Origin of the sequence: Bradyrhizobium uaiense (genome assembly GCF_010811875.1) — a bacterium.
GTDB classification, from domain to species: domain Bacteria; phylum Pseudomonadota; class Alphaproteobacteria; order Rhizobiales; family Xanthobacteraceae; genus Bradyrhizobium; species Bradyrhizobium uaiense.
Window position 1 is genome coordinate 1 of sequence record NZ_VKHP01000001.1, and the last position, 24,351, is coordinate 24,351.

14 protein-coding genes and 2 pseudogenes are annotated in these 24,351 nt (G+C 58.4%); 7 read left to right on the forward strand and 9 right to left on the reverse strand.

Annotated features, from left to right (window positions below; genetic code table 11):
* Nucleotides 1-1,024: 1,024 nt before the first annotated feature.
* The 3 genes and pseudogenes from nopM to FNJ47_RS00010 all read left to right on the forward strand — a co-directional run bounded on the left by nopM (nt 1,025) and on the right by FNJ47_RS00010 (nt 6,244).
* On the forward strand, nt 1,025-2,770 hold the full coding sequence (gene nopM, locus FNJ47_RS00005; protein WP_175068332.1) for a T3SS effector NEL-type E3 ubiquitin ligase NopM: 1,746 nt from the start codon (nt 1,025-1,027) through the stop codon (nt 2,768-2,770).
* A gap of 21 nt (nt 2,771-2,791) precedes the next feature.
* Nucleotides 2,792-3,391: pseudogene (locus FNJ47_RS54575) on the forward strand (DUF6088 family protein).
* Between the two features lie 1,074 nt (nt 3,392-4,465).
* Nucleotides 4,466-6,244, forward strand: coding sequence for a hypothetical protein (locus FNJ47_RS00010; RefSeq protein ID WP_235999220.1), 1,779 nt, complete (start codon nt 4,466-4,468; stop codon nt 6,242-6,244).
* Between the two features lie 575 nt (nt 6,245-6,819).
* On the opposite strand, the gene FNJ47_RS00015 is transcribed toward FNJ47_RS00010, so the two are convergent.
* Nucleotides 6,820-8,409 carry a carbohydrate porin gene (locus tag FNJ47_RS00015; protein WP_163149232.1) on the reverse strand — a complete coding sequence of 530 codons (1,590 nt, stop codon included), beginning with the start codon at nt 8,407-8,409 and terminating at the stop codon, nt 6,820-6,822.
* 1,054 nt (nt 8,410-9,463) lie between these two features.
* Here FNJ47_RS00015 and FNJ47_RS00020 point away from each other — a divergent pair.
* Nucleotides 9,464-9,982 (forward strand): hypothetical protein, encoded by a 519-nt coding sequence (locus FNJ47_RS00020; protein ID WP_163149234.1) that lies wholly within the window; start codon nt 9,464-9,466, stop codon nt 9,980-9,982.
* 612 nt (nt 9,983-10,594) lie between these two features.
* Here FNJ47_RS00020 and hemN read toward each other — a convergent pair.
* Nucleotides 10,595-11,929: an oxygen-independent coproporphyrinogen III oxidase gene (gene hemN, locus FNJ47_RS00025; RefSeq protein ID WP_163149236.1), complete on the reverse strand. Its 1,335-nt coding sequence runs from the start codon at nt 11,927-11,929 to the stop codon at nt 10,595-10,597.
* A 492-nt stretch (nt 11,930-12,421) separates the two neighbouring features.
* On the opposite strand from hemN, the gene FNJ47_RS00030 reads away from it, so the two are divergent.
* Nucleotides 12,422-13,735, forward strand: coding sequence for a DUF2130 domain-containing protein (locus FNJ47_RS00030; RefSeq protein WP_163149237.1), 1,314 nt, complete (start codon nt 12,422-12,424; stop codon nt 13,733-13,735).
* A 962-nt stretch (nt 13,736-14,697) separates the two neighbouring features.
* On the opposite strand, the gene FNJ47_RS00035 is transcribed toward FNJ47_RS00030, so the two are convergent.
* Nucleotides 14,698-15,414 carry a sulfite exporter TauE/SafE family protein gene (locus FNJ47_RS00035; protein WP_163149238.1) on the reverse strand — a complete coding sequence of 239 codons (717 nt, stop codon included), beginning with the start codon at nt 15,412-15,414 and terminating at the stop codon, nt 14,698-14,700.
* 1,106 nt (nt 15,415-16,520) lie between these two features.
* Here FNJ47_RS00035 and FNJ47_RS53120 point away from each other — a divergent pair.
* Both FNJ47_RS53120 and FNJ47_RS00040 read left to right on the forward strand, forming a co-directional pair.
* Nucleotides 16,521-16,655 (forward strand): hypothetical protein, encoded by a 135-nt coding sequence (locus FNJ47_RS53120; RefSeq protein ID WP_283811163.1) that lies wholly within the window; start codon nt 16,521-16,523, stop codon nt 16,653-16,655.
* Between the two features lie 118 nt (nt 16,656-16,773).
* Nucleotides 16,774-17,499 carry an autoinducer binding domain-containing protein gene (locus FNJ47_RS00040; protein WP_163149387.1) on the forward strand — a complete coding sequence of 242 codons (726 nt, stop codon included), beginning with the start codon at nt 16,774-16,776 and terminating at the stop codon, nt 17,497-17,499.
* Nucleotides 17,500-17,822: 323 nt separating this feature from the next.
* Here the strand turns inward: FNJ47_RS00040 and FNJ47_RS00045 are convergent, their stop codons facing one another.
* The 6 genes and pseudogenes from FNJ47_RS00045 to FNJ47_RS00070 all read right to left on the reverse strand — a co-directional run.
* Nucleotides 17,823-18,545: an outer membrane protein gene (locus FNJ47_RS00045; RefSeq protein WP_163149239.1), complete on the reverse strand. Its 723-nt coding sequence runs from the start codon at nt 18,543-18,545 to the stop codon at nt 17,823-17,825.
* Between the two features lie 425 nt (nt 18,546-18,970).
* Entirely contained in the window at nt 18,971-19,177 is a 207-nt protein-coding gene (locus FNJ47_RS00050) for a hypothetical protein (RefSeq protein WP_163149240.1), read from the reverse strand.
* A 238-nt stretch (nt 19,178-19,415) separates the two neighbouring features.
* Nucleotides 19,416-19,661: a hypothetical protein gene (locus tag FNJ47_RS00055; RefSeq protein WP_163149241.1), complete on the reverse strand. Its 246-nt coding sequence runs from the start codon at nt 19,659-19,661 to the stop codon at nt 19,416-19,418.
* A 987-nt stretch (nt 19,662-20,648) separates the two neighbouring features.
* Nucleotides 20,649-20,996 (reverse strand): NolY, encoded by a 348-nt coding sequence (locus FNJ47_RS00060; protein WP_165445455.1) that lies wholly within the window; start codon nt 20,994-20,996, stop codon nt 20,649-20,651.
* Nucleotides 20,997-22,228: 1,232 nt separating this feature from the next.
* On the reverse strand, nt 22,229-23,257 hold the full coding sequence (locus tag FNJ47_RS00065) for an LLM class flavin-dependent oxidoreductase (RefSeq protein ID WP_163149244.1): 1,029 nt from the start codon (nt 23,255-23,257) through the stop codon (nt 22,229-22,231).
* A gap of 163 nt (nt 23,258-23,420) precedes the next feature.
* A pseudogene (locus tag FNJ47_RS00070) lies at nt 23,421-23,678 on the reverse strand (transposase); the annotation flags it as partial.
* Between the last annotated feature and the right edge of the window lie 673 nt (nt 23,679-24,351).

Here is a 24,351-nt window from a genome sequence, read left to right on the forward strand (position 1 = left end):
CTCGGGCTTCCCCGACTCTACGTGCCCGCCGAAGCATAACTCGGTCGAACCGCCATGGTACGGACCCGTATGCCTGGTGGTGTGGGAGGGGCGGTGTCGTGAGGCACCCCCCTATCCCGATCAATCCTGAATGTCGATCGGCCCTAGAGTTTCGGCCAATCGTCATGGCCGTAAAGCGATCGGAGGCACAGCCCAATGAGCGATCGGACGTCTCGCGCTGAGAGTTATCGATCCGCAATCCTGACGTAGCGTGAGATTTGCATTTCGCATTGGTTCTGTTAGGTGGGACAGGTCTGGGGGCTACCTAAGGGAATCATGATCGAATGAAAAAATTGGTGTTTGTGATTGCCGTCGTGCTCGCAGCGGCGGTGCCGACTTTCGTCGCTGAGTCCGCCGGACCGGCGGACATCAATGAACAGGTCGTGAGTGACTCAGATATTTGCAGCGCTAGCCCGGAGATGGCGTGGCTCTGCGGAATCTTTGATTGCTTAACCACCCCCGGGTGCAGATTGAACTAACAATAAACAGAAAATGAGGTCAATTTCCCAGTACGCTGCTTGATGGCCACAGCAGTCCCATTCTCTTCGCGTGGAGATACACTGTCAGATGATGCGGGCGCGCCATTTTTCAGTGTCCGCTCATCGTCGGTTCCGCTCGAGCGATTCAGGGCGTCGCTGACGAAGGGCGTGAGGGTAGATTTTGGGCAAGCATCAAGTTCCGAATGCGGCCCTCACCCCATGCGTAGAATTCTGCGCCCATCCGGATGCTTTCGACAACCATGTGCGCGTTGTCATCCGCGAAACGGCGGAATAACGTCTGATTGCGCCTTGCTGGCAACCCAACGCGGACGCTGGCCAATGACCATCGCGTAGCCGATGGCCTCAAACTCAGCGGCCGTGAAGAAAGGCGTCTTAAAGGCGAGAGGGCCCTATAGCGGTTATCGAGTGACATTCGCGCTGTGCAACCGCCTGCTTCGCAAGCTTGAGAAGCAGGCGGTATTCTTGATTCTGGAATGGAGAAATTGATGGACGCGGGGCAGGCACAGTGGAGTGCAGGTTCTTCCTCGGGGCTTTCCGAAGGGGCGGACCAGGAAAGCTACCTCGGCGGCTTCAACCGCGCCGTGGTGAATTTGGTCGAAACCGTGACGGGCTATCGGACCGCAGCTTCCGCGCGCGCGCAGATGCTGGACAATTGGGTTGTCGAAGAGGGGCAGGGCGAAGCCGAGAATCGGCGGCAGGGGCGCACACGAGTCAGGAATACGGAGAACACAGGCTCGCGCTCGCTCGACTTATCGTGGCTCTCGCTGACCACTCTGCCCAGCGCCCTGCCGCCAAGGTTGCTGGAACTGCGCGCCAGGCACAACGAGCTACGCAGCCTGCCCGCTATGTTAACGCCCGGTCTCCAGCGTCTTCTCATCAGCCATAATCGCTTGACCAGTTTGCCGGATGGTCTTCCGGCGACCCTCTCTGAGCTGGAAGTCGCTGACAATAGATTGACCAGCCTGCCGGTAAATCTTCCGGTCGGACTCGAGATCCTAAACGCGAACGACAACCAGCTAACCAGCCTGCCGGACGCTCTCCCGAGCGGGCTCACCTCGCTCGCGCTCGGTGGCAATCAGTTGACCGATCTGCCCGAGTCCCTGCCGTCGCGGCTCATTGAACTCAATGTGAGCAGCAATCAATTGGCCAACCTGCCTGACCCACTCCCGAGCACACTCCAATCGCTCAATGTCAGCGGTAACCGGCTGACCAGCCTGCCTGAAAGTCTTCTAGAGGCTCTTATACCGATGAATAGCCTCTACTACCCGCATATGGCGAGCTTCGAGTTCGGGGATAACCCGCTGCCGGACGCCGTTCTCGCTCATCTGGCGGCGGCTGAAGCGCTACCGCAGCTTGCGCAGCAATCCCTGCATGAGGCTGCCGCACACTGGCTCGCAGACGATCCGGTCGCGCTGGCCGAATGGCAGCACTTCGCGGATGAGCCCGGCGCCCAGGACTACGCCCGGTTCCTGGAGAGGCTACGAGGCACTGTGAACTACGGCAATGACGCGTTTCGGCAGCAAGTGGCTGATGATCTGCGGCAGGCGGCCGCCAATGCGGAATTGCGTGAGCAGTACTTTGCACAGGCTTCCGAGGCTAACACCAGCTGCGAGGATCGTGTTACGTTGCACTGGAACGGTATGCAGACAGCGCGCATCACCGCTGACGTTAAGACCGGGCTGTATGACAACCGGCTTGGCGAGCTGATCCAGTGCGGCCGTGTCGCGTTTCGCGTGGAGGCGCTGGACGACATCGCGCGCGACAGGGTCAAATCGCTTGCTAGCGGCAACCCGAACGTAGACGACGTCGAAGTCTACCTGGCCTATCAACATCGGCTGCGCGAGCCGTTGGAGCTTAGTCACGTCGCCCCTGACATGCGTTTCTTGGCGGTCTCTCACGTAAGCGAGGATGATGCGACGAAGGCGCTGGACCTGGTCCGGGAGCTGGAAGCAAGCCAGTTCACCGAGTACATGGCAAGCCGCTGGCAACCCTGGGAGACGGTGCTGGAGCGCATCGCTCCGGCCGAACATGCCGCGATGCAAGACCGGGTGTTCGATGCCATGGGCCAGGAGTTTCAAAGCCGCCTCGGTCAGCGACTGGCCGAGCATGGTCTGCTGGGCGACGCGGATGCCGAGCGGGTGCTCGGAGCGCAAGTCCGAAACGAGATCGCAGGCGAGATCAAACGCGAGGTCATGGACCGTGTGCTCGCACAGCGTGGCCTCGAACTATGAGGCTCCCAACCCGCCGCAGAGCTGTTTATCATTGCTCTGCGGCGGTACGTAAGGATCGATCGTGAAGCCTCGCCCATCGCTGCGGACGTGCTTTTGCACCTTGGAAAGTGCGCTGCCGTCGATCTGGGCCCTTCGGTCTTGCCGAGCGGCAAAAATTCCGCGGGCGAGGCGAGAGTGTATCTAGGTCCGGCCGAAATCCGCTATGGGACGAGAGCTCCGTCGGTCGAAAAGCTGTTGAGGAGACCAAGGCGCGCAGCGGTGAAATCATCCGTTCCGAAGGCGCTGCCGCAGCCAACAAGCTCGGTTTGACGAGGCAGTTAACTGTTCGGCTGGTCTATTTGACTTCGGGTGCTTCCCGCGAGCTCCATCTTGGCAAGCGAGTTGTGGAGTTCAAGCATGCACCGCGTCGGCAGCTTACGATGGCCAAGCCGTCGTGCAGGTGAGGTCGTCCGCGCGCGCTCCAGTGGGGCGGTCTCGATACTGCACGGGAAGCCTTACGGTTCCTCACGCAAAAACTGGGCCCGATTGAAGTGAGCGAAGTCTACCGAATCTTCATTGCCGACTTGGCTTGCAAGGCCTAATCCGCGAACTGTGGGCTGGATAAACCTTAAACCTATCTGATCCCGAGAGGAGCTCGGCGTTACCGTTGCGAGGACGGCCTGCATATCCTCTGGAGAAAAATATTTGGATCGTTTGAACCTGAACGCACTCGTTGCCACTGGCGATAGCATCTCGTCTTCAAGGGCGGAACGTCCCCTTCGAAGGACATTCGGCGAAGTCCGCCGTTTTCCGGACGACGTGGATCTCACATACAGCATTCGAACAATGGCTCCGGACTGGTGAAACAGGCTAGGATGATTCGGTCCCTCAGAATCGCAGTGAAGCAAAGTGGAACTTCAACGCGCGAGAATGCCTCCCGGTCTGCGTCGAGGAAAAGACGTTGTGCGTCATCAATGAGCGCCTGCAACAGGACAAGCTCAGCGCCAAAGTTGATGCCAAGGACGACAAGATACTCGTCACGTATTATCTGTCGGAGACTGGTAGAGGCTGTGTGAGCCCGGCCGTGATGTTTGAATTCGGCGCACGATCGACAGGCGATCATTGTTATATCCGTCGACCAATTCTCGGCCGGCGAAGAGGTTCGGCAAAACTGGAGCGACCCCGTCCTGTCGTCAGGCGGGTGACGATACGAAGGCGGTGTTGCGCGCAGCAATATCCTGATCTCGTCAGCTTTTGGAAAGGTTGCGGCTACAACAATCAGATAATCTGACCCTTGCTGAACGAACTGCTAGCTGGCCGTAATCCAGGAAGTGCGGATCGTTGCAGGGTCCATGCAAACATGAGGAGAGCAGGATGGATCCGGTTGACCCATTCTTCGATTCAGGAGCCTGGATGCGCGAGTACGCCGCCCTTCAGGGGCGGACTGGGCAGCGAGCGGGTAGCCCAAGCGAGCAGGGTGACTTTGAAGGGCGGCTGCAGGACTTGACCCTCGTTCCGTCTGATCAAAGGAATTCGACTTCGCCTGATCGGCCTCCCGCAGCAGGTGGTCGAGCAGTGCGGAGGGACGATTTCGGCGGTTCGATGCGGGCGCCGCCGCGCTCCACTTCTAGGGAGAGTGCGCTAGGCGGCACGCGCCGGAGCGTAGACATTCCCAGCTTTCAGCTTCCCGCTTCGTCGCAAGTGCCGCAGTCTAGTTTGCGAGATGATCTGTTCAACAGCACACGTTACAGCTTTCCGGACGCAGAGTCTGCCGCGTCGGCCAAGAGCGGAAAAAGCCGCGGATTATGGTCACGCTTCAAGTCGGGACTTGGCAAGGCCCTTGGCGGGAGCAGCAGCGGAAAGTCGTCGCGAGACGCGGGGCAATCTGACGTCATTTCGACGAATCTACGAATTGATCACGCCAGGCAGCCGGGCCGGACGCGTGGGGTCTCTCGGGCCGATGAGGAGCTCATTGAGGATTTCCGAAACAGGGCGGCGGGTAATCTCAGCGACGGTACGATCAAGAACGCGGCAGCCGATTTGCGCCATTTGAGCGCGCGCCTGAGCGACGCCGGCAGGCCCTCGATTGCCGATCGAATTCGCCGCGAACTGGAGAATGCGCAGCTGGAAAATCCCGATGTGGAAAACCACCAGCTGGAAGCGGAGCTCGACGAGGACGTCGACGCCTACGCAAAGGACCGCGGCAGGCGCATCAAGGCGGCCCTGAAGAAGCTTCGTGAAGTCGGCGCCGGAAACACCTTGGCGGCCGATGTCCGCCGACTGGCCCCTCGTGCTGAGGACGCAAGCTTCATCCGCATGTGGGCGGCGGCGGAAAAGGCAACCGGCAGGATCGATCCCAAGACGATCGATAGGCAAACTCGCCGCATGTTCAGACTGAGTGAGTGGCTGCAGATGCACGACAGACAGCCGATCGCTGACCGACTGTCTACCCCTGGGCTCGCTCAAGACGTCGAGGAATACAAGCAAGAAACCAAGGACAGCAAGATCAACGCTGATCTGCTCAGGCTTGGACTCTACCAGCAAATCCTCGAGGCGAACAGGGCATTGGGATTGCCGCCTCCTGAGGACCCAGGTCAACCTTCTGCGGAAGCTGCTCGGCAGGCCCATTCGCCACAGGAGCTTCCCGCAACGCCAGCCACGCCGAGCGCTGGGGCCTGGGGGTGGCTTGGTGAGCAGATCCACGGGCCCGCCTCACCAATGCCAGCGCCGCACTGGGCCGCGCAGGCTCATCCGCCATTCGAGCTTCCTGCCACCCCGAGCCAGGGAGCTTGGGCATGGCTTGGGCAACAGATGCAAGAACCTGCATCGCCTTCGTCCGTGAGGCCTCGATCGTCAAACATCTACGGCGGTCTCGAGTCCTTCGTTGATCTGGATCCACCCACACCGCACGACTTGCGCGACGATGCGCGCTCTGCGCCAGCACCTGAATTAGCGGCCGCTTCGTCGTTCGCGGATCCACCGGGGGGCCCTTCGGAGCCGCGGGATATAGGAGCGATCGTTGGGGTGGATTGGCGCCACGGTTCCCAGGCGGCGTCAGACGTGTTGATCGATGTGTTGGGCAACATCAATCTGCTGCCAAACCAGTTCGGGCCAAGTCAATTTGCGATTAATGGGGAGCGCTATTCGGCGACATTTGGACCGGGCGGTCGCAGGGATATTCGCCTGATCCATCACCGGCGGGTTGGCGGGATGAACGAAGCCGGGCCATCCCGGCCGCTGCATCGCCCACCGCCAATCGTAAGCGCAAGACGACCCGGGGAAGGCGCAGTCGATCTTGGCTATCTGATCCGGGGCGGCTGGGAGCATAGGGAGCGGTTCCTGCCGCCTTACCTCGTGCGCGTTTTGGAAGGCGAGCGCATCATGCCCGGTCCCGGGCGGCCGACCTATTTCGAGATCCGCGGGGTGCCTTACAGGGGCGAGCTGGTGGAAAGCGAAGGACGCCAGCGCGTTCGCGTCTATCCCGAACCTCGGTGAAGAAACAAGTTGGCTGCAATTCCAGATGCTCGTCGGGCAGCTCGCGCGAGGCGTTCCATCACGCGGCGCTTGGGATAGGAGCCTCCAGCGCCGACGGACGCAGGTTCGGACTGCCTTGTCTCAGCCAAGTGCTGCTCAACCTTCTTGTCCGGCTTGGCTCGTCTGCGGCTCTTGCGAGACGTCGGGCTGCACCTGCGGCCAAGCGGACACGTTAGACGGGTCAAAATCTTGCGGATCCACGCTAACCTCTCCTCCAGGATCACCTGAGCAGGTCTGCCTGGTCGGGCAAGCTTTCGAAAACCTGACGTGGTTAAGGTTCCGTGGTGGGCAGTTATTCGCGCGGACAAGCTCGCAAATGACGGCGTTCGGTATCGGCCTCTTCTCGACAATCCCCTCGATCGTCCCTAAAGACCTAACGACGTCCATTTTGCGTGATCACTTACAGCTGGTGTCCGCTTTACATCCGGTGTAACCGGCTCATAAAACGCAGATGCAGGACCGATCCTGCAAGCAGATCGCAGAGTTCAGGTTCCCGGGGGCACGCGAAGGTGACAGCAGAACGACGCTTGCCATAATCAGAAGAATATCAGCGTAGACACCAGCAGATTGAGGGCGTGCTCCGTCTGAAGCGTATGCGTGACGCTTGTCGGGTTGTGGATGTATGACAGTCCGACGCTTGCATAGATACCCGGAGCGAGATGGGCAGTATATGTGCCCGTGATCGCTAGGGTATCGCGATGCGCAAGCTGACCTTTAGCCAAGGCCGCATCCACGGCGAATTTGCTCCAGGTCGTGTTGCTGGCGACAAGAGCAATCAGATCCTGGGGGCGACAATCAAACGGCCCTTTCGTATAAAGACGAAGCTCGTAATACTGGCTGATCCTGTTGAGGTCAGGCGGAGCTCCCATGATAGAGAATCCGCCATAGAGTCCGCGAGACGGCGACCTGACGGCATCAGTTTGCCAGAATTGCCGGTCCGCAGCGATGTAATGGAAATTGTTGCCGCTCACTCGCTGTTGATCCGGGTCCGCCAAATTCTTGTAGCGGCTGGTGTTGAAACCAGCGCCGGCCCGCAGCCATGTGTCGGGCGATCCAGGAGCGGCCTTGCTCCTGTAGCCGATTTCATCGATGAGAAGCGTGCCCGCATTGGCCGTGCTCCAGTCCACGCCTGCGGGATTCTCCCTTATCTCGGCATAGGGACCATCCGGGCTGATCGAACGCTGCACTGAAATCTTGTTGTAGAAACGATCATCAAAATTGTACTTCAGGTTGACCGCCGGCGTGGGCGCAGCATTGGTGCTCACACCTGCCTGGATCAAGGCGAACATGTTCGATCCGGTCATCCCTCCGAACAATGTGCCGGTAAACTCATTCTGGTTTCTCAGGTAACCAAATTTGAGTTCGAGCTTCCTGTCGAGAAAAGTCTGGTAATAGGCGAGCGTGTTGAGCCCCACTCTGTCAGGCCCCGGGCGATCCCACGTCCAGTATTGCTGCTCGGCTCCGACGACAATCTGGCCATCGGGAATGCCAAACCGGCTGAGATCGTACGTGACGATCAAGAAGTTCGCCGAAGCGAAGGTCGGGTTCTGGCCCATGTAAAGCTGGTTTGCGATTGGGCTTCTCGCTGCATTTGGCAGCTGATTGTCTACAAACGTGTTATGTGTCCAGCCGATATAACCAATGCCGACATCAGCCAGCGCGGACCTAACGCCGCCATTCTCCTGATCAATCGTATCTGCAGGACCAGGTATCGCGAGCCACAATCCTTTTTCACGCAGATTGTCGTACCTAGCGAAGGGACCGATTGGTTTTTGCGTTCGCGTATGAGCAGATCTATCCACATTGTTGCGCCTTTCGGCAGGCATGTCGGCACGTGCCGCGGACCGTGGATGCCGAGGCTGGACGACTTGACGTGTCACACCGGTCCGCGACTTTGTCGCCGGACTGGAAGCTTGTCGTCTTTTGCTGGCCTGATCTACAGTGTCGTTTCCGGAATCGAACTCGTCACCGGTTTGTGCGAGCGCAGAGTTGCCGAACAGGCAAGCCGCCAGCGAAACTGCGACAGCACGTCTATATCGTTTGCCGGTAGGCCGAAACGTGAAAGCAGATGCCAAGGCAGCCGAAGACGTTCGAAACGATGTCGCCGCAAGAAACCAATCACGCATGCGCTCTTCAGGTCCGTGTCAGCCAGTCATGATTGGAAAGAACTCCGGCCTGATTGGCCGAGAGTGGCATCTCAACATTTTCGCTCCCGAGGAGGGAGCAGATGAGCTGCTCCGCGATTCACTTGCGCATCAGGCCGGGGCGCCGAAAAAGAGCAGCGCGGCCTTGGTGTGGCGAAAGGCTGAGACCCTCGGTCTCACCTTCTGACAACAGCCTCGCTGCTCGCCGTGCGACAGAGTGGGCTGGCGTTGGGGGGACCTTGCTGGAAGAACCCTTTGACTGACGATGTGGCAGGCGCCAGCAAGCAAATCTCGTGAGCCACGACGCATGGGCTCATGGCGTTTTGTGATGTCGTTGGGCCAGACAATCGACAGGATATGGGACCCGCCGGCTCTGGATATGCGCTCGCAGATCGCACGACGACGCCCGTCACGGACGTCCCAGGTGAATGGACGAAACAATCTTCGAACCACTTTGGTGGCGGCGGGCGAGCAACTAGCTCCATTGAAATAGTTGGGGCGTCCAAATCTGTCTTGCATTGCGGGTCCTTCACTTGCGCGGCCTTCGTTGGGTCCCGCTTGGCATGTGGCCGTGATCTCGATCAACCTGCTGAGAATGGTAGTTGATCATGCGCAATAACTGCCCTCCGAATGAGGGATTGCGGGTCAGCCGTCGCTCTTAAGCGGCCGTCTTGAGTAAAGCTGCGCGTCAGGCGGCTCTAGTCAAACACGCTTGAGGAAACGAGTTGCGGTTTGCATTCGGGAGGCACCGAGAAAGGGAAATCAGAAAGGTTGTTATGAATAAGGGCAAAATACTGCACGATCGGCGGCGAAGACGAGAACCGATGTTCGCCTCCAGCGCTATGATACAGGAGCCCGGCACAAGGCCACTCGGTTGGGCACACGGGCGCTTCGCAGGGAGCAGATGGGCGAGCGGCCGAGGAGGTCCGCGAAGTATGACATTATCGGCAGTCCAGATCGCTGGGGTGCGCGAACACCGCAAGCGCTCGGATCGACCAAGCGAGCCGGCCGAAAGAAGAATGCTGGACGAGGGGCGATGTTGATGATTGACGATGCGGTCGCTTCGGATTTGCAACCGCTGTTGCGAGGGCGGTCTCGACGCATTGTCCGAGTTTTGGTGCTTCTCCTTGTCCTCGTCGGTTCCAGTGCTGCTGGCGCCTGGTTTTGGGCTGACCTCGGGGAGTTTGTCGTGACGCCGGAAACTCACCAAGTCGCTTCAATCATGAGGTCGTCACTGGATGACAAAGCTTCCTTGTCCGAGATAAAGTGGGCACAGCTGAAGGCTAGCGATGAGTTCGCAGAACTGAACCGCAGGATCGATGCCGCGCGGAAGGACCTCAAGGGGATCCTGGATCAGATCAGCGTGCTGACTTCGCAGATCGAGTCGCTGCGGAATTCAATGCCTGTAGCTTCTACGGCCTCCATTTCTGCCCCACTATCGGCCCAAGCTGCTTCGAGCCGAGCCAAGAAACGGCTGGGGCAATCCACACCACAAGGACCTGTTTCCGTTGGAGGCGCGCCAGTGATCGCAGCACCTAAGGCAAGCGCACCTTGATGTCTCGATCGGCTACAGGCTTGGCCATAACCCCAACCGCGCCCACGGTTTGCACCCGCATTTGCGATGCCGCTTGCAGACCTAAGGACCGCGACGGCGCAGGGCTTTCCGGAGGCCAGGTTCGCTTCCTTGCCAACGACATTTAAAGGTATTATTGCCAGGTGGGCAGAGTGCGTTTCGCATACCGGTCCTGAACGGCAAATCCGCGGGACAAGTGTTTGTTGTCAGATCATTGCCAGTTGACGCACTGTCTGAAGTGATGGTCACCGCGCTCCGATGCCCCTTCGAGGTCCGCACAAGATGAGGCCGATGTATTACTGAAGGGCTCCGCAGAACCGCGCAATCTGCGTCTCTCGTCAACTCGGGGTGCCGCTTCCAGTAGGCCTAAACAGGAGCCGTGAAGCTCCACAACAGGACCGTTTCTCTAGGAAGAGTATCATACTCGTCGCTTGAGGTAGTGCCGACAAAAGGGCGACTCCAGTGTGCGGCCCCAGTTTGGAATTGATTGCTACGCCTCATAATGACTATCTCGCCTGGCTGCCACGGGCGCTCCGCCGATTGCTCCTTGGCCATTCGCGTTGATATTGTGGATCTGCTCACATGCGTAGCTTGTTAATAGGGTGTGCGGTCGAGGTGAGCGTCGAACGCGGCAGCAACGGCGCGAATGACAAAACGGTGCTTCTGCTTGACCCGGATAAAACCCTGTTGGATGTCCAGTATGCCGTCTTCGGCAAGCGTTTGCAGGCGGTCGGCTGAATCAAGAAAAGGAATTGGATCAAATCCGTGGGCGGCGCAGATTGCCGCCACATCAGCCTGCAAGTCGCACATCAGCCGCTCGATGATTTCGGCCCGAAGGCGATCTTCGGCGGTGAGGCAGTGGCCCTTTGAGGTTGCCAGATGGCCAGTACTAATCTGCCGGCAATAGGAACTGGTTGCCGTCTCGTTCTGCACGTAACCATCGCGCAGACGGCCGATGGCTGACGGACCAAAGCCGATCACTGTGTTACACGTATCGGCCGAATAGCCCAGCGAGTTGCGGCGCAGCCGGCCGGTTTGCTGCGTGTGCGTGAGTTCGTCGTCCGGGAGGGCGAAATGGTCGAGCCCGATTTGGCGATATCCGGCGGAGACCAGCGTATCTGCCATGGCTGCAGCTTGCTCGGCGCGCGCAACATTGTCGGGCAGCGCCGCCTCGTCGATCTGGCGCTGACGTTTCATGTAGGAGGGAACGTGGGCATAGCCGAACACCGCAAGGCGGTCGGGCCGCATGGTCAAAGCCGTCTTCGCTGAGTTCACGCAGGATTGCACGGTCTGATGCGGCAATCCGAAGAGCAGGTCGAAATTGATACGGCTTATTCCATGTTGGCGAAGGCATTCGACGACAAAAGCGACCTGCGCTTCGCTTTGGAGACGGTTGACCGCCCTTTGAACTACGGGATCGAAGCTTTGTACGCCGATGCTCGCGCGGCTGACGCCCGCTACTCCCAAGGTTTCCGCCATCTCGGCCGTGAACGCGCGGGGGTCGATCTCGACGGCGAGCGCGGTCGATTTGCTGAACGCGAAGCAGCGGCGCAAAAGCTCCATCAGAGCTAGGAAATCGGACGGCGGGATGGTAGTCGGCGTGCCGCCGCCAAAATGCAGGTCGCTCACTGGAAGACCGTGAGGCGTTTGCTCTGTGACCAGACGAATTTCCTCACGTACCGTCCGTAGGTAATTGCGAATCGGCCGCTCGCTGTGAGTGAGGCTTGTTGGGAAGCCGCAATACCAGCAGATCGACCGGCAGAACGGAACGTGAAGGTAGAGCGATACGGATTCGTCTGGCGGCAGCCGCCGCAACCACGCCTCACAGGTCGTGGCGCCGACCGCAGCAGAGAAATCCGGTACCGTTGGGTAGATGGTGTACCAGGGCAGGCGAGCATCGCAATACTTGTTCAGGAGTGAGGTCTGCAACGCTTACCTTTCCGCGCTGATACGCTATCAGGCTGATGGATATCGTCTGCTCTGTCTTTGCGTTAAGTCAAAAAACACTGCCCTGATCCTGAAGCTCGAGACCCTTCTTCGATGTAGCTGCCAGGACAGCCTGCGAACTGGGAGCGGTGAGAAAGTCAGGCGCCAGCCATCATTTTCACCCGGTAAGAGAACAAATGGCTCACATGAGCTCGGCCGCCCGGGCTCGATCCGCCCAATCATTGTGCGCAGGAACAATCATTCATCGGAGCGCACATTGCGTCTGCATTCTCCAAGGGGCTCTTGCGACTAAGACAGGATCCAAGGCGTTGCCGGCGGCGAACCAGTCGGCCTCAGCCTTTCAAGGCGTTTTCGGTGGAAAAGCTGATGTGGATGCCCCAGGCGTTCGATCGAGTCAGGAAATCACGCTAAATCCGATTGGTAGTCCGCGCCACGCTGGGCCGGCAGCACAGGGCCAATCGGCCAGGAGGGCTCATGAACCTGAAAGCACCCGCGGCGGGCGCCGCGCATCAGCCTATTCTCCATTGCCCGAACTGCAATCATGAGATTCACCTCACCGAATCTCTTGCTGCTCCCCTGATCGAGGAAACTCGCCGACGTTTTCAGCGACAATTGGCGGAAAAGGATGCCGAGGTCGCCCGCAAGGCCGAGGCCTTGCGCCATGAGCAGGAGCAACTGGCGAGACAACGCGAACAGATCGAGGATCAGGTGGCCGCGCGCCTGGCGGCCGAGCGCACCGAACTCGTCGCCATGGAAGCGAAGAAGGCTCGGCAGGCCGCGGCGGCCGAGCTGCTGGCAAAAGCTGCCGAAGCGGCCGAGCTTCGTCAAAGCCTGGAGGCCAACAATGCCAAACTTGCTGAGGCGCAGCAGGCGCAGGCCGAACTGATCCGCAGGCAACGCGCCCTTGACGAAGAGAAACGTGAACTCGATCTGACCATCGAAAAGCGCGTGCAGGCCTCCATCGCGGATATCCGGGCCAAAGCCAGGCAGGAAGCGGACGAAGCCGCCCGCTTTCGAGTGCTCGAGAAGGATCAAACGATCGAATCCATGGCGCGGACGATCGAAGAGTTGAAGCGCAAGGCTGAGCAGGGCTCGCAGCAATCCCAGGGCGAAGTGCTTGAGCTCGAGCTCGAAGAGCTGCTTCGCAGCCATTTCCCCACTGATACAATCGAGCCGATCGGCAAGGGAGAGCTGGGTGCGGACGTCGTCCAGCAGGTCAACGGTTCAATCGGTCATCCTGCGGGCCTCATCCTTTGGGAATCCAAGCGTACGAAGGCATGGAGCGACGGCTGGCTCGGGAAACTGCGCGACGACCAAAGGCGGTGTGGCGCAGATGTGGCCCTCATCATTTCACAGGCGCTGCCGAAGCACGTCGAATTTTTCGATCTGATCGACGGAATATGGGTTGCTCATCCACGCTGTGCTGTTGCGGTCGCGATCGCGCTCCGTCAGGGGCTGATTGATTTGAGCAGTTCGCGCCTGGTGCAGCAAGGCCAGCAAACCAAAATGGAGCAGGTGTACCGGTATCTGACCGGCACCAGGTTCCGCCAGCGGGTAGAAGCTGTCGTTGAAAAATTCAACGACATGCGAGAAGATCTCGACAAGGAGCGCAAGTTCATGGGCCGACAATGGGCCAAGCGCGAGACGCAGATCCTCTCTGTCATCGAATCTACCGTTGGTATGGTCGGTGACCTTCAGGCGATCGCCGGCAAGGCGATGCCGGAAATCCCGAGCCTCGATGCACCGCTGCTGGAATGCTCGGCCCAATCAGAGCGCAACGCTTCATAATCAAAAGCGACGCGGAGTTGAGCTTCTTTCGGCTTCGATTTCCCGCACCCCGTTCGAACTGACACGTGGGCGTGCTACCGCCGCTGGGCTCGCGCAATAGCTCCTTTGCCACACGCTTGCACGTAATGGTGGAGAAAGCGCCAACGGGTCTCGGCGTCGATGTTGTTTTCTTGCGGCAGAAGGGCTCGTCGAGGAGCGATAGTCGCCGCTTCTCGCCGCGGTCATGCCTGCCATTGAAGCTACACAATCTGCCGCATCTTTGTCAGTCACGCCTATTCAACTTGCGCAGACGGGATTTGAGCCCATTTGCAATGGTTTCCGCCACTTGGGCAGGCATTACTTTCAGAAGCGATACAGTGTTCCGAGTTGCCTAGTCGTGCAGGATAAAATGGTACACGCGAACGAGGACCGGGAAAGAATTTGGCGCGGCGCCTCCGCGAAGATGCATCGAGCAGAAAGCTCATCTGGCTGGGATTTTCAGACAAGGAGTCCCGGTTGATGGAACTCAGGGTGCGAGATCGTACAACGTGACGCAGCGTGAGTTTCAATAGCCGTCGAACCGGCGTGAAAAATATTTTGCACTCCACGTCATAAGTGTGGATGAGCCTCAATTCCGCCACGCCGCTTGTCTCATTGCGCCAAGCATCGTCACGGATGTACTGATGATGTTGGGGCTGCCCCGGCGCACTTCCAACCCCGGCAGGTGCGTCGGGGCGCTTTAACTCGGTCCCGCCATTGTGAGCGCTGCGAGTTCATCAATTCCCAACCAGGCTGCAGGCTGTGCCGGAATCGCAAAGAGCGGGCATTGTCACCCTCCGCGCTCGCTGGCACGTCCAGGTCCGACGATACGCATCTGTTCTGCTTCAGGGCATTAGGTCGTTCGTTTTGGAACCGTTCCGGCTGTTGTCATGAGCCCTGATGATCGCAACGAAAGCCCCCAGCAAAGGCAGATCGAACAGCATTTAGGTGCGAACCAACTGCACGCCGGCAATGAGAAGAACCGCCACGAGCATCAACCTGATAGCTGTTTGGCTCAGCCATTTCAGGCCGACAACCGTTCCTGCGATGGCTCCTCCTAGTGCAGCGATTGCGTAAATGGCCGAATCCGAACACGGAAGCTGGCCTGTGAAAAGAACTCCGACGAAGCCCACTGTGGAGTTCGCTAGGATGAACGGAGGCGACAGCAGGGTGACTTGCCTGGCTGACGCCCAGTTCAATGTCATGAGCGCGGGCGCCAGGAATACTCCGCCGCCCACGCCGGTCAGACCAGAAACCAACCCGATGACCGCCCCAATGCTTACGCTCCCCCAGAGCGGAGTTTCGCAAACACGATGGGCAACGCTCCCACGCCGAACAATCATCACAGCGCTCGCCAAAAGGAGGACAAGACCGGTCAACGTCCTGTAAACGTGCTCCCCGAGCACCAGCAAGCTGCCGGCAAGTGCTGCCGGCATTGATGACAATAGAAGCGGCCGGAGCGTTATCCAGTCGATGACTTTGTTGCGGTTTAAGAACCACGTGGAATAACTCGCGACAACAATGTTGAGGCCAAGCGCCGTCGGGCGCATCTCTGTAGAAGGCAAGCCGGAAAACGCCATAAGCGCTAGGAACGCGGTTCCACCGGCTTGGCCAACCATTGCATAGAGCAGCGAGATAATCGCGAAGAACAGAGAAAGCATACTTCATCTACCCTGCGAAAAGTTCTTCGCCTGTCTTGCACCTAGCTCCATGGAGTTCGAATTTGTCTTTCCACGAGGAAGAAGTCCAAGCGAGCGCGTAATCGGAGGCCGCGCGCCGCACCCGGCACCGGCTAAGGTTGCTAGACGATTGCCATTTGTGGGTCGGCTTCTTCAATTGCCAGTCTTGGTACTTGACCAGGATGTGAAAGTGGTACGCCAGCGCCTGGCTGTTTGACAGGCGCTTTGGGCGGCGGCGCGCCGAGCGGCACTCTTTCCAGGCCGCGGGAGGGTTAGCGCAAGTGGCACTGTCGCGTTTCCTCCAGATGTCGCCATTGCTCCAAGCGCGCGTGCGCCGAACCGGGCTCTTGTCTTGAATTTCTTGTTTCGAGGATTGATTTGGAGAGGTCCCCAGTTGGTACAACACTTGCTGATCCGCTGCTGGGTCCTCTCCCTTATGGAGATGCGCATGCAAGGCGTCCTCTGCAGCCGGCAGGTCTCGTTTCGACGCGTATCTCCCGTTGCGCGCCTGGCACGCGGATCATCTGTGCCTTCAATTCAGGTGCGCTGGACCTCTCTAAAGCCCCCGATCAGGCGAGGGGCCGTTATATCACGCGGTCACCTGCTGGCTCGGCTCTTCCGTGTTGGTCGCCGATCGCGTTTCCGACGCCGTCGAAGGACGGAGGATCCGCGAAGAATCCGCGACAGCAATTCGCAGGATGGGAAGATAATATGACCTTTCCGTCGGGAGGAAGCAGAAAGCCGATGTCGGAACTGCGAAGGTCGATCCCGACGCCGTCAAGTTGGCCAACGTGCTCCATTTCGCGCGAATCGCGAAGCTCAACGTTCAAGATATCATCGTGCTCGATCTTGAGGCAAAGCCAGGCGTCTTTCGGGCAGCACAGTCGCTCCTTGGCTAGAGACGATCTTGTCATTCATAGCTGGTTGGTTCGCCAGCTGGATATCAAGGGTCATCGGGTTTGCCATGGCCGCCCTATCAAACGCGATTCAGCATTGGGGCAGCATCGAGGGCACAGACCATCGACACGAACGACAATGCGGTAATCGCCTGCTTGGCCTGCTGGTCATCGGCGAGCGAAATCAATCGGATGGAATTCGACGACGCTTCGGTCGTGGCGTGCCGTCCGGTGTCCAACGAGGATAGCGGCCGGGCCCCGGCGCATGACAGGACAATTATCGCGCCGCAGTTGGCGGAAGGCGACAAATTCGGGAATGGCGTCTGACGCAGCGCGCGCTCCAGCCTCGCGAGTTAAGCTCATGGAACGGAATTTGGATCCGCCTGAAACAAACGCAAGCGAACGCAGCGATGGCGAGCCGGACCGGCGTGCCGAAGCGCCCATTGTGGATCTTTTTAGCTTCACCGAGTGCGCAAACAAGACGCATTCGCTGAGAGCGTTGTTCGATCTTCTTGTAAACCGTGCCACCGAGGAAGGATTCAGTGAAGTTGCATACGGAGCCCTCAACTTCGTCGAGCCGCTTCGGTTGGCTGAGTATCCACCGCCGACTGTCGCTGTGAATTGGCCGCCAGCCTGGTGCGATCGATACTTCAAACGCAAGTACCACACCATCGATCCGGTGGTCCGGCGGACGCCGATGCATTCGCGTCCGTTTCTGTGGGACCAACTCGCTGACCATTATCAGCTTCGACCGGACGAGAGACGCGTATTGGATGAGGCTAGGGAGGCCGGGCTGAAGCATGGCATGAGCGTGCCTCTATTTGGCCCGTTGGGCCAAGTATCTATGGTGTCCTTTGCATCTCCGTCCGACGATGCTGATCCTCAGAATCGCATCGGTCATCTCAGTGCCCTGGCTTCGCTCTTTCACAGCGCCTATGGCGAGATTGCTCGACCCTCTAGTGGCGGCTGCGGGAAACAAATTGCATTGTCGCAACGGGAGATCAGTTGCATGCGGTGGGTGGCAGAGGGGAAATCGTCCTGGGAAATTGGGAAGATCCTAGGAATCAGCGTTAATACGGTCAATTTTCATATCAAGAATGCGATGCGAAAGCTGGGTGCGACCACCCGGATCCAGGCGACAGCTATCGCCATTCGCCTCAATATTCTTTGAGTGAGGTACTCACTGCAAGGATGTGACGGACTGATCGGCTAAGCCATTGACGCCAAGCTCTGGCAGGCTCATGCCATTCTTCAAGCAGTACTTGGTTGAGACAGGCGACGGCCAATCTAAAGTTGCGTGAGGTTTTGGAGTTCGGTGGCGCATGTCACGCCGACTGGCTAGGTGACCACGGATGGCGCCTGCGGTTTGCTCCGCCAGCGAGTGATCTAAGCTTAAACGAGCTCGAGCCGGTGCCGCCGCCGGCTGGTGCGTTTTGAGAAAGAGCCCCGACCGTTGGTCGGGGCTCTCGATTAACGCGACGCGCGCGGGGGTCGCTATTTTGCCAACGTCGGACCGAACCTGTAGTTGAGCCGCGCCGTGACAAGATCGATGTCCTGGTGAACGCGATCGAAGCCAACGGCCGTGGGGAAGCTTACGTTGCTGCCCTGCATGAACAAGTGATCATACTCGAGGCCAACCGACCAGTTCGGCGTCAGGCTGACTTCGGCGCCAGCGCCGAGCGCGCCACCCCAGCGCACATCGTTATTCCTGCCAAGCTCGGTGCCATTGGCCACTGAGTTGACGTGATAGGTGTTGCTGGTCACCGCCGCACCGCCCTTGGCGTAAAGCAGCACGGCATTGAACGCGTAGCCGACGTGGCCCGTGAGCAATCCAAATGCATCTGTCTTGGTGCCAATGGTGTCCGCTGGGAAGGCACTGCTGACATTGGAGCCGCTGAAGTCGGCCCAGTTTCCCTGACCTTCGATGCCGTACACCGTTTTGAAGATTTGCCAGCGATAGCCGATCTGGCCGCCGACGGTGCCGCCGGTCGAATTATGGCAGCCCTCGGAAGTACCGCCGTTGAAATCCCAGCAATTGTGACTCGATCCCCAGCCGCCATTGAGACCGATATAGTAGCCGCTCCAGTCGTTGATCGGGGCTACGACCGGAAATGGGGGGGCCTTGATGTTGACAGGCTGCCCGGCGAGGTCCGCGCCGAATGCGGGAGCTGCAGCGCCGAGTGCGATGCTTGCGGTCAGAATCAGCAAATTCTTCATTCCAGTGTCATTCCTTTTGATGCCCCCCGGCGCCGTGCGTCTTAACAACATGATTGCGAATTGCTGTAACTGAGCCACAACATTCCTCCGCAAGAAATGGGTCGAAACGCACGGTGCGTCAGGTTGTGAAGCGCCTAACTTGCGACGCCTCGACGAAAATGCAGCGACATTGATAGGGCGCCTCGTGGCGCCTTTACCTCAAGGCGATGCGATCGTGATGGCACTGTGCGACGCAATGCTGCGAGCGCATTGCTGAAGCACCGCCACAACCAGGTTCCTGGCGATACCTCCGGCTGCGCGTCGTTCAGCGGGTTTCGTCATGAGCCGCACAGATGAAGGCGTCCTTATCGGGATGAGAGTTGAATCTATCTTGAGTCAGGAGTCGTGTGGCGGCTTAAGATTGTGGTAACGTCGGAAATGACCCATCAGAGGCATTGATCGATCGAAATTCGGCCATCCTGAAGATCCGGAGCGGTATCTGGCGCGCTGTAACTGCTCTTGCCGCGACAGGAAAGCCAATCGAGCTGGTGCGCCGCCAAGATCATCTGCCGCAGAATGTTGGTCACCGCGCCGGATGAAGCCCGCATCGAAATTTCCGAGAGGCATGCCAAGCTGCCAGATACGGTGCGCATTGTGTCACGTTGGGACAGCGCGTGCTTGTCGCGCCTTCGTTGCCGGTGTGCTCCCGTTTCTATCCTACTGGTGTGGGGACCACGAGAGCTGCACCAGCAGGGCTCCCGGACGCAATCGTCGGTGTAAAAGATGAGCAGGGAAAACTAAGATCGACCACAACCTGCCCCGTCGGGAGTTGACGATACCGTCCTGTTCCTGCCGATAACAAGGGTACCGGCCAGCTGGAGGGACGAACCTCTACTGTTTGCTCGGCGACGCCAGCTCCGCTCGTAAATTGCGTATCGCTTCGTTTGCCAGATGCAGAGTATTCCGTTCGCCGGTCCTGATCGAGCACTCCAGTAATGCTCGCAAGCGGTGGTGAAGGAACGTCTTGAGATGATGCGCCAGAACTGGGTCCTTCTCGACAAAGCGCCACGCTTTTTCAAATGCGATGCTTACGATAGCCTCTGGCGTTTGTACCTGGCCGGATATGACCTGATCCATCTCAAAACTCCTCGACTCTGGCACAAGGTAAAAGTTTCGTCCGAAGCGTGCCGACGAGCTGCGGCCTGTCTTGAGCGGCAAGAAGTCGGAGCCACAGCCAAAATGTGTGTCGATCCTACAGCGACCTTTATAGTGCCATTTGTTGAAGTCCGGATGACCGAATGTCGAAGTACCAGCGCAAGTCGGACGATTCTGAATTGGCTAAAGAGACCCTGCGTTGACATTTGCCTCTTTGCGCCGCGCATCCTGTTGCCCGCCGTTCGCCCTTCGCCGTTCGCCGGGCCCACACTCCCAAGAGTCAGTCGAACTACAGCCGCCTTACGGTGCAGGCCATTCGCTAGCTTCCAAACTGTCAAGGCTAAGAAGTGTTCTGGGTGATGTCGTATGCGCTCTTTAGGTCGCGTCCAGCTGTGTGGCTCGTTCTCGACAATCCGTTCGCGTGCTTCCCGACATGCGTCAACAGCCTGGCCGCATCCGCGGGTTCCTGCGCACGCTACCTCGTTTGCGATACGATTCTACTCCGGATGGGGCGCACCAAAGAAACAAGACAAGCTATCGCGACAATTGCGTTGATCTACCAGGAGCTCGTTCTGGCGACGAAATATCAGGTGGCCCGCAACTTTAGAACAATGCGGCCGCGATCAGGGAGCTAGCTTATGCTGCCAAGATCCGAATATCGGAAGGCGCGCTCAACCGTGCGGTGCCTCGCACAAATATCTCGGATCGTGCGTCCCCTATCTGCCCTGGAGTAAACTGCGAACGTGTAACATGCCATGATCAAACGTTTGAGGTGCAGTCCAGCGGAAATGGGATGAATGTCTCGCTCCTCGAAGCGAAATGATCAGCACGTGGAAGCGGCTCACTCACCTAGCGGTGAGCCGCGGTCTCGAAGCGGCCTTATCCGTGGACAGGAGAGCACAGCCACGGTCAGCCCAGCGATGAAGCTTTCACTGAGCGGCCGTCAATCGCAGAGGAGAAAAGCGGCCCTCAGCCCGCCGCACGTGCCAGAATCAATCTGGCAATCCGCATCTGGTTGGCCGGAGTGCGCAGTGCAGGCGGTAAGGCGGTCACTGCCTGATCGAGAAGGCGCCCCAAGATTTGAAGCTCTTCTGGATTGTAAACGCCATGGTCCCGTCTCATTCGCGCTGCTCGGCCGCCGCCAGGATGGCCACCGGGGCTCGTATCGCCGAGCTGGCCGAGCTCCAGTTCCGCTGATATCATTTCGTTCGTGAGTGCGTTGAGCAGCTGGATTGCCTCGAGCTCGTTGCTTCCTTCGCGTACCAGAGTTGCCACGATATCGAGTTGTAGGTCGATGCGATCCTCAAGGTCCTGCATGCGTGAATTCGAAGGGTCAAGTTCCACAGTGTTGCTCCAGATTAATTAGACGAGATTGGCATGTAGTTTTTGTGTGCGTTTCGGTTTGCGAGGCAGCCGATGCGGTGCGTGACGGAATTTCCGCTGCACAAGACAGCTCGCGCATGTGCAACCAAAGAAAGGGACAGGCTGGTCTCGCAGAAAGACCTGAAGGAGGTATGGTCGCTATAGAGCGCTGTGCGCTGCGTGGTAGAACGCCCGTCTTTGATTGAGCTATTGAGCCGGCGTACTCCAAGCTAGCGGACCTCGCACGAAGGCCGTTGGCATAGGCGGAACCCACCCAACAGCGTGGAGCGGATGGGCGGCATGAGAACCCCGCGATCAAAGGGCGTAAGTGGGCGGTTAGTGTTGTCGCATGGCCTTTCGCGTCGCCGAAATCGACGTCAGTACGCGCCGCTGATACCAGCGCCTCCTTTTTGTGTTTAAGGAGGTCAGATGGCAGACGTCGCATTGCTTGAGAATCGCAACATCGCGAAAGTAACGGGGCTGTCCACCTGGTCAGGCCGACAAGCCTTGCCGAGGCTGGCGCAAGAGCCAGTGCGGCTACCTGGCTTCTATGCGACGCACGCATGCAACCCGGCCAATGCGCGTGAGAAGCACCTAATCTTCGGGGACGCCTTCAGGATGACGAAATTGCTGTCGGCTACTTCGAATGAGGGCCATACGGTTCGGTGAGCCATCCGGCTGAAGCTGGACCGCTGGTGGCGCGGTTTCAAAAGTCGAGGGATATCGTTGGTGATGTTGGCGCGAAAGGCTTGAGCCGGCCTGCGACTTGGCAGAAAGCAAAGGGGGTCCATGGTCACACGAGCTTCGTCAAAGGTGCTTTCCGGAAATCGGTGAGCGACTATGGTGCATTTGGCTGAAATCCGTAAAATCGAAAGTTTTGATGGGATGCATCCAGTCCGCGGATAGCGCGCGCGACTATCCTTGACCTGCTCTGGACGACGCATAAGACAAGCCCGCATACGGGTTGAGCCACCTTGTCATGCCAACGCTATTCAACATGTCATGTCGCTGCCGACGACATCGGCTGCGCGGCCGGCAAAGTGATGCTTGAGGTCGCGCCTATATCCTTATGAGTTTGGGATCTCCCGTCGAGCAAGAAAGAACGCCTTGATCGTACGTCAATGGGCACGTACGGCATGCCAAGAAGGGGCCGGGTATCCCGCAGTAGCGAAGTTGAATAGACATGGTCAGCCAAAGCTATCGATGACTTCGGCTCTGATCGCGCTCGCGGTGTATAGTGAAATGTCGAGCGGAAGGCTCCCGAATGCAAGCTGGCAGAGTAGGTAGTTGGTACCTGCCTCTTCCATCTGGTTAAGAAGCTGCTGTCGGGCGGAAGCTGGCGTTCCGACGACGCACAATTGGCTCTCCAGCGCTGCATCGAACGACAGCGGCAGGGTCGGCGGTGTCGGAGTGGCGTTTAGCTCGTAAAGGAACTTAAAGTTATCCAGCCATTGTCCATAAGCGGTTTCGGCAGCCGCATGAGCGTCTCCGTCAGATCTCGCAATCACGATCATACGAGCCAACCCCAGGAATGGCTCTCGATCGTCCGCGGCTGTGCAGCGCGCTCGACGGCAACGAAAAGCATCCGTAATGCTTCGGACAGCAGAGGCGGGGCCGACACACGCCAGATTTGCACCATTTGCCGCGGCCCATTCCGCTGATTCGGTCCGATTGCTGGCGATCCAGGTCGGTGGATAAGGTCGCTGATGAGGCCTCAAAGTTAAGGGTACACTGTTCAGCTCAAAATGGCGTCCTTGGTAGGATAACGTATCGCCCTTCAGCGCAACATTTAGGATTTCGCTGGCTTCCATATAGCGGCTTGGCGCCGCGCCTGCGCTGATGCCGAAATAGCCCCATTCGATCGGCTGGGACCCGCGACCGATACCGAGTTCGAGCCTGCCGCCGCTCAATTGATCAAGCATGCAGATCTCTTCGAATACGCGCAATGGATGATAGAGGTTGAGCAACAGAACAAGCGGACCAAAGCGAAGCCTGCGGGTGCGCTGCGCAAGACTTGCTAGAAACAGGTTCGGCGAGGGCCCTCTGCCATGAGGGGTGCAGTGGTGCTCCGCCAGGTGATAAGCGTAAAAGCCCAGAGAATCACACGCCTCCGCCAGCTTGAGACGATCTTCATACTGTCGCGCAATATCGCGGCCGTCGTCGTCCAAGTGGTCAAAGATTGCGCATGTCAGTCTTGAGGGAAGGCCGCTTTTCACTCGATCATCTCCGATTCTGGAATGGGAGTCCTGGTTGCTTTGTGCCTTCGGCCTAAAGACGTGGCGTGCATCACTTGGTCGATCTGGCTATTCTGCGGGAGCTAATGCTCTGGGCTTGCGCCATGCAGCGTGGGCGTGAGAACCTGCATATTGGTTGCGACTACTTTGATAGGAGTTCGCGAAGTGCATCCACGCCAAGCATGTGCTCGACCAGAAGCTTCTTTAGCTTCGCGTTTTCCTCTTCCAGCGCCTTCAACCGCTTGGCGGCCGAAACGTCCATGCCGCCGAACTTGGCCTTCCAGTCGTGGATCGTCGCTTCAGAGAGCTTGTGTCTGTGAGCTAGATCAGCCGGTTTCGCACCAGCCCCATGCTCGTTCAGTATCGCGATAATTTGCTCTTCTGTGAATCGCGGTCGTTTCATCTGTCCGTTCCGTTTTGCACAGCACTTGCACTCGAAGTGCAGACAATATGCAATGTGACATCATCTGGCGCCCTTACGAAGCTTGGCTCAAAACACGCAGTAAATATTCCGAGTATCCGCGATGTCAGACGGCGCGTTCCATCCTTCATGCCAAATGGATCGGCGGCTGTGCCCGAAAGTAGAACAACGTCCAGGGATGCGCAGTCCGATGGGAGAGCTGATCGAAGTCATGTCGATAATATTCTCAATGTTGTAACTCTGCCCGATTGTCGTGGCGCCATGCCTGAATTGCCGGCTGCCGGAATCAATGTGAGGTTGTTATCGACAATTCGCTTCACAACGAGCGGTGTTGCATCAGACTGGCCGGTGGTGGGATCGCGTTCGCACAGACCTTAAGTCTGACGTAAGTCGCTTGGGAGCGGTCGAGGCGCTGGCAGAATTGACGAGGAACGCGCCGGCGAAACAGCGATTGGATAGCAATCGCGTTTCGCGCAATGTGAGGTGGCCGGAAGTTGCGAAGTACAGTTGCATTTGTCAGCATGCGCGGTCGACGGAGAGATTGCCGTGGGGGGGGTGGTTGTGATGGCTGTTGTCGCACGAGCGGAACGGCCGGAACTGCGCAGCATTCCCGATCAGACTGTTGCGGATGTCTGACAGTGAAGCGTCGCAAGAA